At 31.1% G+C, this 18,566-nt stretch carries 3 protein-coding genes; all 3 read left to right on the top strand.

Annotated features, from left to right (window positions below):
- The coding region (locus tag COL05_RS10100; protein ID WP_306475310.1) for a non-ribosomal peptide synthetase at positions 1 to 7,799 on the top strand (7,799 nt) is incomplete at its 5' end.
- Positions 7,800 to 8,104: 305 nt separating this feature from the next.
- Entirely contained in the window at positions 8,105 to 15,958 is a 7,854-nt protein-coding gene (locus COL05_RS10105; RefSeq protein WP_142337422.1) for a non-ribosomal peptide synthetase, read from the top strand.
- A gap of 102 nt (positions 15,959 to 16,060) precedes the next feature.
- On the top strand, positions 16,061 to 18,566 hold a 2,506-nt coding region (locus COL05_RS10110), incomplete at its 3' end, for a non-ribosomal peptide synthetase (RefSeq protein ID WP_142337423.1).

The following is an 18,566-nucleotide window of genomic DNA, read 5'->3' on the forward strand; positions in this document are numbered from 1 at the left end:
ATAAGGAACTTATGGTGGAGATACCTTTAGGACAAATCTTCCAAACACCTACTATAAAAGGGATTGGAGAATTTATTGACTCTACAAAAGAAAGTGTATATGCATCGATCAAAAAAGTAGAAGAACAAGATTATTATCCGCTTTCATCTGCCCAAAGAAGACTCTACATTTTAAACAAAATAGAGGGTAGCGGAGTATCTTATAATATGCCTTTCGCTATGAAAATAAAAGGTGATTTGGATGTTCATCAGCTTGAACAGGCTTTCCATAAATTAATCGAAAGACATGAAGCTTTAAGAACTTCTTTTGTAATGGTAGATGGTGAACCAGTTCAAAAGATTGAAAAAGACATAGATTTCCAAGTGACGTATAGAGAAATGGGTACCAATAAGCTAGATGATATAATCAATGGATTTGTTAAACCGTTTGATTTGGAGAAAGCTCCTCTTTTACGGGTTGAAATCATACATGTTACAGACGATGAGCACGTGGTGGTATTAGATATGCATCATATCATATCAGATGGTGTATCAATGGGGATTTTCATGCAGGAATTAGCTGAATTATATAATGGTCAAAAATTATCTCCATTAAGCATTCAATATAAAGATTATTCTGCGTGGCAAAGAGGCTTGTTTACTCAAGAAGAAATCACAAAGCAAGAAAAGTATTGGATGAATGTGTTCAATGAAGAAGTACCAGTACTAAATATGCCAACGGACTATAAAAGGCCAAAAAGAAGAAGTTTTGCTGGAGATAGAATCAATTTAAAAATCAATAGTGAAACTTATAATCAGTTAAACAAGTTGGCTACAGAAAATGAAGTTACTATGTATATGCTGATGTTAGCAGGATACACGACTTTGCTTTCTAAATATTCAGGGCAAGAGGATATAGTAGTAGGATCACCAATTGCAGGAAGAAAACATGTAGATTTAAATAATGTAATGGGAATGTTTGTGAATACCCTTGCGATGAGAAATTATCCAAAGGGCAATAGATCTTTTAGAGAGTACTTAAAAGAAGTAAAAGAAAATACATTGAAAGCATATGAAAATCAGGATTATCAATTTGAAGAATTGGTAGAAAAGGTAAATGTGAGAAGAGACATTTCAAGAAATCCACTATTTGATACGATGCTGGTATTTCAACACACTGATAATATGCTATTAAATTTGGATGGACTAAAGGTTAGCATGTTAGAAGATCAGAGGAAAATAGTTAAGTTTGATATTACTATACATGTAAGTGAGTTAGAGGACGGATTAGGATTAGAAATTGAATACTGTACGGCTCTCTATAAAAAGGAAACCATAGAGAGATTTTTAGAGCATTTTATAAATATCTTAAGAGAAGTAGTAGAAAATCCAGAACAGAAATTAAGTGAAATAGATATATTAACAGAGAAAGAAAAAAGTAAGTTATTAAACGAATTTAATAATACAAAAGGAAAATATGATAAAGAAAAAACACTTCCAGAGCTTTTTGAAGAACAGGTAGAGAAGACACCTAATAATGTGGCACTTGTTTTTGAAAATCAAAGTATAACATATAAAGAGCTAAACGAAAGGGCAAATAGCCTTGCGCATATACTTCGCGAAAAAGGAGTTGGTCCTGACGTAGTAACGGGAATAATGGTGGAACGCTCTATTGAAATGATAGTAGGTATAATGGGGATTTTAAAAGCTGGAGGAGCTTATTTACCGATTGATCCAACTTATCCTAGGACAAGAAAAGAATATATGTTACGTAATAGCCATATAGAGATACTATGCGTAACGAATGAGGTTCATAGCGATATATCTTTTCATGGACAAATTATACAATTAGATAAATTAAAATATAAAGAAAATAGAACGAATATCAGTAAAATAAATAGTCCCCGAAATTTAGCTTATGTAATATATACATCAGGTTCTACAGGGAATCCTAAAGGGGTAATGATAGAACAAAATAGTGTAAATAACTTAGTCAATGGGTTAAATGATGTAATTTATAAAAGATTCAATACTAATGTTAATGTCGCGTTGCTAGCACCATTTATATTTGATGCATCGGTGAAACAAATATTTGCAACATTACTTTTAGGACATACCTTATTTGTTGTGCCAAAGGAAGTAAGTTGGAATGCAATGAGTTTAATTGAGTATTATGCAACAAATAAAATAAATGTATCCGATGCTACTCCGGCACATTTAACAATGCTTAGCTATGTAAATAAAATAGAACAAGAATTAGAAATTAAAGAATTTATTGTAGGAGGAGAGGCATTAACGCCTTATTTAATCAAAGGTTTATTTGAAAAATTTGCTGATTTTAAACCTAATATCACAAATGTTTATGGGCCTACAGAGTGTTGTGTAGATTCCACAAGTTATAGAATTGAGTTTGATCAAATAAGTGGTGATAAGGTAATTCCGATTGGAAAACCAATTTTAAACACTAATATATATATATTAGACAAGGGAAATAATCTTCAGCCAATTGGAGTAGCTGGGGAACTGTGTATATCAGGTGAGGGGATAGCAAGAGGATATTTGAATAATCTAGAATTAACAGCTGAAAGGTTTATTGAAAATCCATTTAATAACGGTAAATCTATGTATCGAACTGGAGATCTTGCAAGGTGGTTACCTGATGGGAATATAGAATTTTTAGGACGGATAGATCATCAGGTGAAAATACGTGGTTATCGAATTGAACTTGGAGAAATAGAAAGTCAACTGTCAACTCATCAAGATATCGAAGAAACGATTGTTATAGCTAGAGAAGATAAGGAAAGTAATCAATATCTATGTGCGTATATCGTTTCACAAAAAGAATTACATGCAAGAGAAATTCGAGAATATTTAGAACAGAAACTTCCGGATTATATGATTCCTGGATATTTTGTGAAATTAGATAAACTTCCGTTGACAACGAACGGGAAAGTAGACAGAAAAGCACTTCCTGAACCAGATGGAAGTATTAATACTGGGGTAGAGTATGAGGAACCGAGAAATGAAGTGGAAGAAAAGCTCGTTGAAATTTGGAGAAGTATTATTGGGATAGAGGATATAGGGATTAATCATAATTTCTTTGTATCTGGAGGAGATTCCATTAAGGCAATCCAAATTATATCTAGATTATCTAGAATTGGTCTTAAATTAGAAATGAAAGATTTATTTGCAAATCCAAAAATTAAAAATCTTGGAAAATATATAAAAAGAGAAAAGAAAGAACAAAAGGTTCATGAAATAGTAAAGGGGGAAGTAGAATTAACCCCGATACAAAGTTGGTATTTTGAGAAAAACCAAGAAGAGATACATCATTTTAATCAATCGTTCATGCTATTTAGAGAAAATGGATTTGATGAAAAACAGATAGAAGAAGTATTTAATAAAATTATGGAACATCATGATGCTTTACGCATGATATATAAAGAAAAAGAGGGAGAAATAATTCAATATAATAGGGGTTATGACAAGAACCTATTTGATTTATATATTCATGATGTTAAGGGCGTTGAGAATAAGGAAGAGAAGGTATATGAAATTGCTACAAATATTCAAAAAGAGATGGATATTAAAGAAGGTAAACTTGTAAAGCTTTGTATATTTAAATCGGATGAAGGAGATCATCTTCTAATTGCGATTCATCACCTTGTAGTGGATGGAGTATCATGGAGAATCCTACTCGAAGATTTGGAAACTTTATATTCACAACTAGAAAAGGGTGAAAAGCTAGAAATAGGATTCAAAACAGATTCCTATAAAGAATTTGCATCAAAGTTAAAAGCTTATAGCGTGAGTAGGGAATTAATGAAAGAAAGGGAATATTGGACAAGTATATCAAAGGAGAATGTACAGTTTATCCCTAAAAAGAAAGAAATCACAAAAAACAACTTTGAAAATAGCAGTACAGTAAGTATTACATTAGATAAAGAACTCACTACATCTTTACTTAGAAATACAAATAGGGCATATAACACAGAAATAAATGATATTTTATTAACAGCTTTAGCAGTTGGAACCAGAGAATTGACGGGGAAATACAAGCTAAAAGTAAATATGGAAGGGCATGGAAGAGAGGACGTAATAGAGAATTTCGAAATCAATAGGACTGTTGGCTGGTTCACGACGATGTATCCAGTGCTTTTAGATATAGGGAATGAAAATGAACTTTCGACCAACATAAAGACAGTTAAAGAAACTTTGAGGAAAATACCAAATAAAGGAATAGGTTATGGAGTATTAAAACATTTAGCAAAAGATAAGGGATTTATGAATGAAGAAAAGGCACCAATTTCATTTAACTATTTAGGTGAATTGGATCAAGATATTAACAGGAGAGAATTCTCTGCATCGAAATGGTCTATAGGTGAAACAGTGGGTAAGAAAATTAATAGGAATACATCTATAGAAATGAATTCAATGGTTTTAAATGGTGAATTGGTTATTCATACAACATTTAATAAATTAGAATACAGTGAAAAAATGATAAAGGACTTAAATCAGAAATATAAAGAAAGTCTTGAAATGATAATTAATCACTGTGCGAATAAAGTAGAACCAGATCAAACACCTTTTGATTATGGAGATATAAATATAACATTAGAAGAACTTGAAGAAATAAAAGAAAAATACAATGGTTTTATTATTGAAAAAATATATCCGTTAGCAAATATGCAAAAAGGGATGTTATTCCACGCATTAGAAGATAAAAATTCAAGTATGTATTTTGAACAAATTGTAATGGATATAAAAGGGACTGTAGATGTAGATATTTTAGAAAAATCATTTAATACAATAATGAGGAGACACGAAATATTAAGAGCAGCATTTGAGTATGAATTAGTGGAGGAACCAAGACACGTCATACTTCAAGATAGAAAAGTAGGTTTCAAATATTATGATATTCAAGACGAAAGCATTGAGCAGAAAACAAAGTTTATAGAGAATTATTTACAAAATGATAAACAAAAAGGCTTTAATTTAAGTGTAGACACATTAATGAGAATTAGCTTAATTCAAATGAATCAGGATTCATATAAATTGGTATGGAGTCATCATCACATATTGTTAGATGGATGGTGTCTTGGGATTATATTAGGTGAGTTATTTGATGTTTATGGAAGAAAGATGAAAGGTGAAGATAGCCATTTAGCGGAGCCAACACCATATAGTGATTATATAAGATGGTTGGAAGAACAGGATAAAGAAGAAGGATTAGCACATTGGAAGAGCTATTTGGATGGATATGAAGAACAAGCACAGGTTCCTAAAATCTTGAATAAAGTTAATGAGTATAAAAGAAAAGAAAAAATGATAGAATTTTCAAAAGAAATGACTCGTAACATTATTCAACTCGCAAATAGAAATCAAGTTACTTTTAATACCGTACTGCAGACAATTTGGGGCATTCTTTTAGCGAGGTACAATAATATAGAAGATGTTGTATTTGGAACAGTCGTATCAGGAAGAGAGGCAGAAGTAGAAGGAATTGAAGCGATGGTAGGATTATTCATTAATACAATTCCGACTCGAGTTAAACTGGAAAAAGATAGTAGTTTTAAAGAGGTTTTAAGAAATGTCCAGGATGAATCAATAGAAAATAATAAATATAACTATATAAATTTAGCTGAAATTCAATCTTTACATGATCTAAAAAGAAATCTAATTGATCATGTAATGGTATTTCAAAATTATTCACTGGATGATAGTAGTTTTAATCATGCAGAAAGTAATACAGGTTTTATGTGTCAAAATATAAGGGGAGAAGAGCAAACTAATTATGGATTCAACATTGTAGCAATTCCTGGAGAACAGTTAGTATTAAAATTAACTTATAACGAAAAGATTTATCCACAGGAAATAATAGACAATATAGAAATGCATCTTAAAAAAGTAACCGAACAAGTTGTTATAAATGAGGATAAGAAATTAAATGAGATAGACATAATCCCAGAGAAAGAGCGAAATGCATTATTGTATAGGTTTAATGATACAAAGACGAATTATCCGAAGGATAAGACTATACATCATTTGTTTGAGGAACAGGTAGAGAAAACGCCTAATCATATTGCCGTTGAATTTGAAGGCACTAAAATGACGTATCAAGAATTAAATGAAAGGTCTAATCAAGTTGCTAGATGGTTACGAGATAAAGGGATTACTGCAAATACAATTGTGGGAATTATGGTTGAGAGATCCCCTGAGATGATAATTGGAATAATGGGTATCTTAAAATCAGGTTCAGCTTATTTGCCGATAGATCCTAAATCTCCTCAGGATAGAATCAAATTTATGATACACGATAGTGATATTCAAATTCTATTAACGCAGGAGAAGTTCATTAATGATTCCTCATTGGATGTAGAGATGGTTAGTTTAGATAAGAGTGAGAATTTTCAATTGAGTAAAGAGAATTTAGCTCCTATCAATGATTCTGGGAACATAGCTTATATCATATATACATCGGGCTCTACTGGAATACCAAAAGGTGTGGTTACATCACACTCTAATGCAGTAAGAGTTGTTCGTGACACAAACTATATTAAGATTGATGCAGATGATATTATTTTACAGCTTTCAAATTATTCTTTTGATGGATCCGTATTTGACATCTACGGTGCATTGTTAAATGGTGCAAAATTAGTGATGGTATCAATAGATACAGTATTGAATTTAAGTAAGCTAACAAAATTAATAAAAGAAGAAAAAATTAGTGTTATGTTTATAACTACAGCCTTATTTAATACGTTGGTTGATTTAGAAATAGAGTGTTTATCTAATATAAGAAAAATCCTTTTTGGTGGTGAAAGAATTTCAGTATCACATACAAAACGAGCATTGGAGTATCTAGGGAAAGATAAGCTGATTCATGTATACGGTCCGACAGAAAGTACTGTTTTTGCTACGTATTATTGTATAAATGAAATCAATGAAGAATTCGACACAATACCAATTGGGAAGCCATTAGCAAATACTTCAGCATTTATAGTAGATGGAAATCAGAGACTACTTCCAATCGGCGTAGCTGGAGAACTTTGTTTAAGTGGAGCAGGATTAGCTCATGGATATTTAAACCGACCAGATTTGACAGCAGAAAAGTTTGTCTCAAATCCATTTATACCAGAAGAAAAAATGTATCGAACAGGCGATCTCGTTAGGATGTTGCCTGATGGAAATATTGAGTTCTTAGGTAGAATAGATCATCAAGTGAAAGTACGTGGTTTCAGGATTGAACTTGGTGAGATAGAGAGTCAGCTACTTAAATATAAAAAAGTAAAAGAAGCTATTGTTATCGTAAGAGATGATATTCATGGTGAAAAATATATATGCGCTTACTTTACTTCTGAAACATGGAAAGATGAATTAATAATTCAAGAAATTAGAAAGTATCTAACTAAAAAGCTTCCAGAGTATATGATTCCTGCATTTTTTGTTCAACTTGATAAGCTACCGCTAACTACAAATGGGAAAGTAGACCGAAAGTCATTACCAAAGCCTGATGGGAATGTAACAACTGAGGTAGAGTACGTAGCACCAAGTAATTTTGTAGAAGAGACTATTATTTCAATTTGGGAAGAAATCCTAGGCATCAAATCTATTGGAATTTCTCATAACTTCTTTGAAATAGGAGGAAATTCACTGAAGTTAATGAGTGCTGTTGCTGCTATTAATAAAGTTTTAAATACAGATATAAGCATTCACAATTTCTTTGAGAATCCAAGTGTAATGGGTTTAGCAAATTATATCCTATCAACTGAACATGATCGTCAAAATAGTTCTTATGATTATGTTGAGGAAGAGGTATAACGGTTTAAAATGAAATTCATTTCTTTTGGAGGTAAAAGATATTAGTAATAGGTGTAAAAAGGCAGATTTTCTATAATGTTGATTGTTTTGAGATTTAAGATTTAATTATAAGAAAAGGGGATTTATCCTAGGAAAACTGTACAATCTATACTTCTTCTCAGCAGAGAAAAAGGAATAGATTGTGCAGTTAAACTAGGCCCAATGGTTTAAATTTCAAAGATGTATATGAAATTTGATAGTTGTTTTAGTTATTTACTAACAGTGTGAGAAATTGAATGGGCACCGCGAAGGGAATGATTCTAGTTATGGATATTAAAGGGTTTATAAATGATTTGAAAAAATCAAACATTTTCTTATATCAGAATCAAGGGAAGATAAAAATTATTGGACCTCGTGAACTAATAACAGCTGAATTAAAGGGAAGAATAAAGTTATATAAAGAAAAAATTATTATAGCTTTAAAAAATGAAGATATAGAAAAAAAGAATGAAATTCCAAAAGCGAAACAATCAGAAAATGATTGTTATACCTTATCAATGGCACAAAAAAGGATGCTTATTTTAAATAATTTGGAATCTAAAGGTACGACATATAATATTCCTTTAGTTATCAAAATCGTGGGCGATTTTCAAATGCAAGTTTTTGAGAATGCTTTTAAGGCACTAATTGATAGACATGAAGCATTAAGAACATCCTTTGTAATGATTGATGGAGAACCAGTTCAAAAGATAGAAAAAGAAATAGATTTTAAAATTGAATATAGTGAATTAGGAGAAGATAGCGTATCAGAACGAGTGGCGCGATTTATAAGACCTTTTGATTTAGAGATAGCGCCGCTTCTAAGGGTAGAGATTTTACATGTTAATCAGAATGAGCATATCATGATGCTTGATATGCATCATATTATTTCAGATGGAGTATCAATGGGCATTTTGATGAAGGAGTTAGCTGATTTAGTTAGAGAAAAAGAATTAGCACCATTAAAAGTTCAATATAAAGACTATTCGGAATGGCAAAAAGAATACTATAAAGGAGATAACATAAAGCAGCAGGAGGAATATTGGCTCAAGGTATTTGAGGGTGATATTCCAGTTCTGAATATGCCAACTGATTTTCCAAGACCACAAATACAAAGTAGTGAGGGAGATAGGCTTGGTTTTGAAATAGATTCTGAACTAACAAATAAACTTAAATTTCTTGCAAGGGAAAATGGAGTTACTATGTATATGCTTCTTTTAGCAGTATATAAAACGCTTCTTTCTAAATATACAAGGCAAGAGGACATAATAGTTGGTTCACCCATTGCGGGAAGAACACATGATGATTTGAAAAATACGATTGGGATGTTTGTCAATACCCTTGCAATGAGAAGTCATCCAAAAGCAGATACTAAATTCATTGATTATTTAAAACAAGTAAAAGAAAACACCTTAAATGCTTATGAGAATCAAGAATATCAATTTGATACATTAGTAGAGAAACTAAATTTAAGAAAAGAAACAAGTAGAAGCGCATTGTTTGATACGATGTTTGATATACAAACTCAAAATAATTTTGAGTTTAATATAAATGGAGTAACCACTGAGGTTTGCGATATTGATTTTAATGTGGCGAAATTTGATTTAAGTCTTACGGCGATAGAATATACAGATCATTTGAAATTTGATTTGCAATATTGCACAAAATTATTTAAAAAAGAAACAATCAAAAGACTTGCAGGTCATTTAGTAAATGTAATAAAGGAAATTACCAATAATCCGGGGCTTAAATTAGGAGAAATAAATTTACTTTCAGAAGAAGAAACAGAAATCATATTACACAAATTTAATGATACTATGGCTGAATTTCCTAAAAATAAGACCTTAAACCATTTATTTGAAGAGCAGGTTCTAAAAACACCAAATCATATTGCAGTTATATTTGAAGAGGAACAATTAACGTATACACAACTAAATGAAAAAGCAAATCGACTGGCAAGGTTGCTTAGAAAAAATGGTGCAAAGCCGGATACTGTAATAGGAATTATGGCGGATAAATCCCCAGAAATGATAATTGGCATATTGGCGATTTTAAAAGCTGGAGCAGCATATTTACCAATTGACCCTGAGTATCCTGAAGAAAGAATTGAATATATGCTAAGAGATAGTGAAGCAAAATTAGTTGTTACTCAGGAGCACTTACAATTCAAAGTAAGAACAGTTCCAAGTATTTTATTTAATGATGAAGAAATTAGTTCTTTAAATAAGGACAACCTAGAAAATTTAAATCATTCATCTGATTTAGCTTATTTAATATATACGTCAGGTTCTAGTGGAAAGCCTAAAGGGGTTATGACTACACATCGTAACGTTATTAACTATATTTATGCATTTTCAAAACAAATTACTTTAAATGAAGAAGATTCTATATTACAAGTAGTTTCATTTTCATTTGATGCTTTTACGGAAGAAATATTTCCTATTTTGGCTAATTCAGGGAAATTAATCATTAGTAAAAAAATTGGTGATCTGAACATAGATGAGCTAGTTAAAAATATTGAAGAATATAATGTGACTTTAGTAAGCTGTTCACCACTGTTACTCAATGAAATTGATAAAAATAAGCATTTAATACTTAATAAAAATATGAAATTTATTAGTGGTGGAGATGTTTTAAAGTATGAATATATAAAAAATATTATTGAGATTGCCGATGTTTATAATTCATATGGTCCTACAGAAACAACTGTTTGCGCAACATATTATAAGGTCAGTTCCAATGATTGTATGGGAATGAGTGTACCTATAGGTAAACCACTAAGCAATTATAAATTGTATGTTTTGGATAATAACGCTCAATTACTGCCGATAGGAATACCTGGTGAATTATATATAGGTGGAGAAGGTGTAGCGCGAGGATACAAAAATAAAAAAGAATTAACTGAAGAAAAATTCAAGTCTAATGCTTTTAGTTTAGGAGAACGAGTGTATCGGACTGGAGATTTAGTAAGATGGCTACCTGATGGAAATATTGAATTTTTAGGTAGAATAGATAATCAGGTAAAAATTCACGGTTTTAGAATTGAACTGGAAGAAATTGAATATCAATTATTAAGGCAATCGAACATAAAAGAAGCTAAAGTAATTGATAAAGAGGGGATAGATGGAAACAGATATCTTTGCGCATTTATTACAGTTAATGATTTGAATGAAGAACTGAACATAGATAAAGTGAGAGAGTTGCTTGCCAAAGAGCTTCCTGGTTACATGATCCCTTTGCATTTCATAGAGATGGAAAAATTGCCGATTACACTTAATGGAAAAGTGGATGTGAAAGCATTGCCGGAACCAGATTTCAATAAATTTATAGAAGATCATTATGAAGCGCCTCGAAATCTAGTAGAAGAGAAGTTGGCTTTAGTGTGGAAGGGCGTTTTGGGTATAGAGAAAATTGGAATAAATCATAACTTCTTTGAAGCTGGAGGACATTCACTAAAAGCTTTTTCATTGGTATCAAAGATACATAAAGAATTAAATGTTGAAATACCATTAAAACAAATATTTAATTTTCCTACTATCAAAGGCATTGGCGAATATATAAAAGGGAAAGAAACGAGTACTTACTCAAAAATAAAGAAAGCTGAGGAAAAGCAATTTTATAATCTTTCATCGGCTCAAAAAAGGCTTTATATTTTAAATCAAATAGAGGATAGTGGAATTACTTACAATCTACCAGTTGTTATACAAATGAAGGGGCGCTTTCAATTGGACACTTTTGAAAAAGCCTTTAAAACATTAATTGATAGACATGAAGCATTAAGAACTTCTTTTGTAATGATTGATGGAGAACCAGTTCAAAAGATAGAAAAAGAAATAGATTTTAAAATTGAATATGGTGAATTAGAGAAAGAGAACGTATCAGAACGAGTGGCGCGATTCATAAGACCCTTTAATCTAGAGATAGCTCCTCTTCTAAGGGTAGAAATCGTACAAGTTAGTCGGGATGTGCATATCATGATGCTTGATATGCATCATATTATTGCAGACGGAGTATCAATGAGCATTTTGATGAAAGAGTTAACAGATATATTTGGAGAAAAAAAATTAGCACCATTAGAAATTCAATATAAAGACTATTCAGAGTGGAAAGAAAAGTTTTGTAACGGTGATAATATAAAGAAACAGGAGGAATATTGGCTTAAAGTATTTGAGGATGAGATACCAGTTCTGAATATGCCAACTGACTTTCCAAGACCACAAATACAAAGTAGCGAGGGAGATAGATTAAGTTTTGAAATAGATTCTGAACTAACAAACAAGCTTAAAATGTTTGCAAGGGAAAATGGAGTTACTATGTATATGCTACTTTTAGCAGCATATACAACGCTACTTTCGAAATATACGGGACAAGAAGACATTATAGTTGGCTCACCAACTGCAGGAAGACAACATGATGATTTAAAAAATACTATTGGTATGTTTGTTAATACTCTTGTGATGAGAAATCGTCCTAAAGCAGACAGTAGATTCATTGATTATTTGAAGAAAGTAAAAGAAAATACCTTAAATGCTTATGAAAATCAAGATTATCAATTTGATGAGTTAGTTGAAAAGCTAGCCTTAAAAAGGGATATTAGTAGAAACGCATTGTTTGATACGATGTTTTCTATTCAAAATTTAGATAATCTAGAGTTGAATATAAAAGGCTTAAAAATCGAACCGTATGACATTGATTTTAAAGCTGCAAAGTTTGATTTAAGTTTATCGGCAATTGAAAATACAGATCATATAGAATTTATTTTAGAGTATTGCACAAAATTATTTAAAAAAGAAACAATAGAAAGAATTGGAAATCATATAGTTAATATCTTAAAAGAAATTGTTAATAATCCTGAACAAAAATTAAGTGAAATAAATTTGCTTTCACAAGAAGAAAGAGAAATGATATTAAACAAGTTTAATGATACTGCTGTTGAATATCCAGTAGGTACTATACACGAACTTTTTGAAGAGCAGGTTAAAAAAACACCAAATCATATAGCTGTAGTGTTCGAAGAAAAGCAGTTGACCTATGAAGAATTGAATAAAAAAGCAAATAAACTAGCTAGAACTTTGAGAGAAAAAGGTGTTGCACAAAATAGTATAGTTGCAATAATGGTGGATAGATCAGTAGAAATGATTGTAGGAATATTGGGGGTTCTAAAAGCTGGAGGAGCATATCTGCCGATAGATCCAGAATACCCTACAGAGAGAATAGAATTTATGCTTGAGGATAGTAATGCGGACATTATTATTACCCAAGAACATCTAACGGATAAAAATGGTTCCTACGGTGAAGTAGTAAATATAAATCATATAGATATATATGATATCGATGAAGATAATTTAAATCATATCAATTCACCAGATGATTTAGTGTATATCATATATACATCAGGAACAACTGGAAACCCTAAAGGTGTGTTAGTAGAGCATAAAAATTTGGTTAATGCCCATTACACTTGGAGAGATCACTATGAATTGTCAAAGTATGAAGTCAATTTACTACAAATGGCTAGTATGTCGTTTGATGTATTTGCAGGGGACTTATGTAGAAGTTTATTAAATGGTGGGACAATGTATATAGTACCGAGTCATATCAAGCTAGAACTGGATTTATTATATAAGACAATTAAGAAGTATAAGATTGATATTTTTGAATCTACTCCAAGTCTTATTATACCTTTTATGAATTATGTATATGAAAATAATTTTGATCTCACGACATTACGATTATTAATATTAGGTTCTGATAGCTGCCCTATACATGAGTACAAAAATTTGGTTAAAAGATATGGGGAGAATATGAGAGTAATTAATAGCTATGGAGTTACAGAAGCAACTATTGATTCTAGCTATTATGAAGAAGAGTACGATTATATACCACAAATGGTGAATGCTCCCATAGGAAAGCCGTTAAATAACACAAAATATTATGTTTTAAATTCTTTATTAGAACCACAACCTATAGGGGTGTATGGTGAATTGTACATTGGTGGAAAAGGCCTTGCAAAAGGATACTTAAACAAACCAGACCTTACTCATGAAAGGTTTGTTTCAAATGGCTTTATACCTGGTGAAAAAATGTATAAAACAGGAGATTTGGCAAGATGGCTTTCAGATGGAAATATTGAGTTTTTAGGAAGAATAGACAATCAAGTAAAGGTTCGAGGGTTTAGGGTAGAAATAGGAGAAATTGAAGCTAAACTATTAGGTAATCAAAATATAAATCAGGCGGTAGTAATTGATCGGAAAGATAATGCTGGTTTTACCTATTTATGTGCATACATAATAGCTAAAGAGGAGCTAACTACAAGTGAATTAAGAGACTACTTGTCAAATTATTTACCAGATTATATGATTCCTTCATTTTTTATTCAATTAGATAAAATGCCTCTTACACCGAATGGAAAAATAGATAGAAAAGCATTGCCTCTTGTACAAGAGGGGGATCTTTCTAAGGGAACAGATTATGAAGCGCCTCGAAATGAAGTGGAAGAACATCTTGTATCAGCTTGGCAGGATGTCTTGGGTATTAAAGAAATTGGAATTAACGATAGTTTTTTTGAGGTTGGTGGAGATTCTATAAAAGCGTTACAAATAGTTTCTAAACTATCGAAAGTGAATCTTAAACTCAAAATTAAAGATTTATTTGAAAACCCGAAAATTAAAAATCTTAGTAAGTATGTAAAAAATGAATCGAGAGTAAAGAAAAACTATGAAATAATTCAGGGAAATGTTCCTTTAATGCCAATACAGAAAAGACATTTTGTATTAAACGAAGCATTAAATAATAAAGAGCTAAATCACTATAATCAATCATTTATGCTGTATAGAAAAAATGGATTTGAAGAACAGATTGTAGAAAAGGTATTTCGTAAAATTTGTGAAAAACACGATGCTTTACGAATGATTTATAAAGAGGAAAATGGTGAAATTATCCAATATAATCGTGATTTGAATGGAGATTTCTTTGATTTATATGTCCATGATATTAAGAATCAAGATAATCAACAGGAGATAGTCGGTCAACTAGCAACAAATATACAAAAAGAAATTTCGATTACTGACGGTAAAATGTTAAAACTTTGCATTTTTAGAACAAATGAGGGTGATCATTTGCTTATTACTATCCATCATCTTGTAATAGATGGAGTATCATGGCGAATATTATTCGAAGATTTCGAAATGTTATACAAACAAGCATATCTCAATGAAAAACTTGATATAGGTTTTAAAACGGATTCATTTAAGGAGTTTTCAGAAAAGTTAATGGATTATGCGGTAGGTAATAAACTTCTAAAAGAAAAAAAATATTGGGCTGACATATCTAAAATGAAAGTAGATTTTTTAGCGAAAAATGAAGAAATAGATGTGACCGATTATAAAAATAGCAAGACCTTAACCATTTCACTAAATAAGGAGAACACTCAAAAGTTATTGGGAGAAACAAACAAAACATATAATACTCAAATAAATGATATCCTTTTAGCGGCTTTGTTAGTAACAGTAAGAGATTTAACAGGAGAAAACAGGCTGAAAATTCTCATGGAAGGTCATGGAAGAGAAGAAGTCATTGAAAACATAGATGTTAGTAGGACTATTGGGTGGTTTACTACAATATACCCTGTATATTTTGATTTAGGTAAAGAAAAAGAAATTTCTATGAGTATAAAATTGGTAAAAGAGACTTTAAGAAAAATCCCTAATAACGGAATAGGATATGGGGTTTTAAAATACCTAAAAAAGGATCAAGATTTGTTAAATGATGAAACGGCACCTATATTATTTAATTATTTGGGAGAAATGAGTAAAAAAGCGACCAATGAAGAATTTTCTGCATCATGGCTATCACCTGGCGAAAGTATAGGTGGCGAAAATGCAAGAGATGCTTCTATAGAAATTAATTCAATAATTGTAGAGGATACATTAATAATAAACACTACCTTCAACGAAGGGGAATATTCTGAATTTTTAATTGCTGATTTTAACCAAAAGTATAAAGAGAATCTTGAAATGATAATCGATCATTGTATTAATCAAACGGAATCAGAAAAAACAGCTTCCGATTATGGTTACAATAAAATTTCACTAGAAGAGCTTGATGAGTTACTAGGTGAATATGAATTCATCGAAAATTAAATCCTGAAGGCAAAACACAATCATAGCGACTACTTAATTGTACAAATCATATTTATAATTTTTGTGCCTTTTCCGACGGAAACTATTTAGGGGGATAAATTTATGAAAGTTAATAAAGTTGAGAAAATCTATCCATTGTCAAATATGCAAAAGGGGATACTGTTTCATGCTATTGAAGATAAAAATTCAGATGCATATTTTGAACAAATTATATTAGATATAAAAGGTTATGTAGATGAAACTATTTTTGAGGAAAGTTTCAACGAGATTATGAAACGGCACGAAGTGTTAAGAGCATCATTTAATTATAAATTGGACGAGCCATTACATGTAATATTAAGGGATAGAAAAATTAAGTTTAGCTATAATGATGTAAGTGATTTAGATTTAAACACTAAAGATTTATATGTGGAAAAATATATAGTAGATGATAAGGTGAAGGGCTTTGACCTAACAAAAGAAACCCTTATGAGAATTTGTTTGATCAAAACAAATGATAACTCATATAAAGTAATTTGGAGCTTTCATCATATATTACTTGATGGTTGGTGTATTGGGATTATATTAGATGAGTTATTTACTATCTATTCACATAAAATGAAAGGTGAAGAGCATCAATTAGAAGATCCTAGACCCTATAGTGATTATATAAATTGGCTAAATAATCAGGATAATGAAGAAGGATTGAAGTATTGGAGTAAGTATCTGGAGGGGTATGAGTTAAATGCTACCCTCCCTAAATTTAATAATTCTAGTGCTGGAAAGTATCAGAGAAGAGAAAAAGTGATAGAGTTTTCAAAAGAGTTAACTGATAAGATTACACAACTGGCAAATAAAAATAACGTCACCTTAAATACAGTGATGCAGAGTATTTGGGGGCTTATTCTAGCGAAGTATAACAATAGTGAGGATGTTGTTTTTGGAACAGTTGTCTCAGGCAGAGATGCAGCTGTAGAAGGTATTGAGAATATGTTAGGTTTATTTATAAATACAATACCAACTAGAATAAAGCTGCAAAGTGAAAAATCATTTAAAGAAGTTTTAAAAGCAACTCAACATGATGCAATAGAGGGCAATGATTATAATTATATTAATCTAGCCGAAGTTCAAGCTCTTAGCAACTTAAAAAGTAATCTTATTGATCATATATTAGTATTTGAAAATTATGCTATTGATGAAAAAGGATTGGAAGAAAAGGAAAGTGGATTAGGGTTCGAAGTTGTATCTGTAACCGACGAAGAGAGAAGTAATTATAGCCTAAGCCTTACTGTAGGAATAGGAGAGAAATTGAAACTAACAATTGTATATGATGAAAATGTATATGAAGAAAGACTAATCAATAATCTAGAGTGTCATATTCAAAATGTAACGAAGCAAGTTATCGAAAATGATGCTAAGAAATTGATCGATATAGATTTAATTTCAGAAGAGGAAAGAAACATCCTTCTTTATAAATTTAATGAAACAACCGTTGAATATCCTAAAGATAGGTTGATACATCAATTGTTTGAGGAACAGGTTGAGAAGACACCTGACCGTGTGGCAGTTAGCTTTAAAAGTAATAACCTAACTTATAGGGAATTAAATGAAAAATCAAATCAAATAGCTAGACTACTGCGAGAAAAAGGTGTTCAATCAAACACAATTGTAGGAATCATGGTCGACCGTTCTTTAGAAATGATTATAGGAATTATGGGGATTTTAAAATCCGGAGCGGCTTATTTACCAATTGATTCTGAGACTCCTAAAGAGAGAATTGACTACATGTTACAAGATAGTAATGTAAAAGTTTTATTGACTCAAGATAGATGTATAAGTCAACTTAATTTGAATGTGGAGTTAATTAATTTAGATCAAGAGAATTTTTTAAGGCTAAGTACAGATAATTTGAATTTGATAAATCATTCAAGTGATACAGCTTATATCATTTATACTTCAGGATCAACAGGAACACCAAAAGGAGTAGTTATTCCGCATTATAGTGCAATTAGAGTAGTTAAGAATACAAATTATATTGAAATTAATGAGAATGATACGATACTACAACTTTCGAATTATGCTTTTGATGGGTCTATATTTGATATTTATGGTGCGCTTCTAAATGGTGCAAAGTTAATAATGGTTGAGAAGGACACTGTATTAAGTCTTGTTAAACTAGCTAAGTTAATAAAGGAAGAACAAATAAGTATTATGTTTATTACCACAGCTTTATTTAATGCGCTTGTAGATTTAGAAATAGATTGTTTAGATAAAATAAGAAAAATATTATTCGGTGGTGAAAGAGTTTCAGTTTCACATGTGAACAAAGCCCTTGAGAAATTGGGCAAAGATAAAATTATTCATGTTTATGGTCCAACTGAAAGCACGGTATATGCTACTTATTATTTTGTTAATGAAGTAACTGAGGTTATCCCAATAGGAAAACCGTTAGCAAATACTTCGGTTTTTGTAGTAGATAAAAATTCTAACCTGCTTCCACTTGGTGTGCCTGGAGAACTATGTATTTCTGGAGACGGATTAAGTAAAGGGTATTTAAATAACGAGAGATTAACAGTTCAGAAATTCGTTCCAAATCCGTTCATTCTAGGAGAGAGAATGTATCGAACAG

This window comes from Bacillus sp. AFS059628 (genome assembly GCF_002571225.1).
In the GTDB taxonomy this organism is placed as follows: Bacteria; Bacillota; Bacilli; order Bacillales; family Bacillaceae_G; genus Bacillus_A.

Bases quoted from the DNA above. Each gene is read 5' to 3' on its own strand.
- COL05_RS10105 (WP_142337422.1), top strand. From the start codon at position 8,105: ATGGATATTAAAGGGTTTATAAATGATTTGAAAAAATCAAACATTTTC.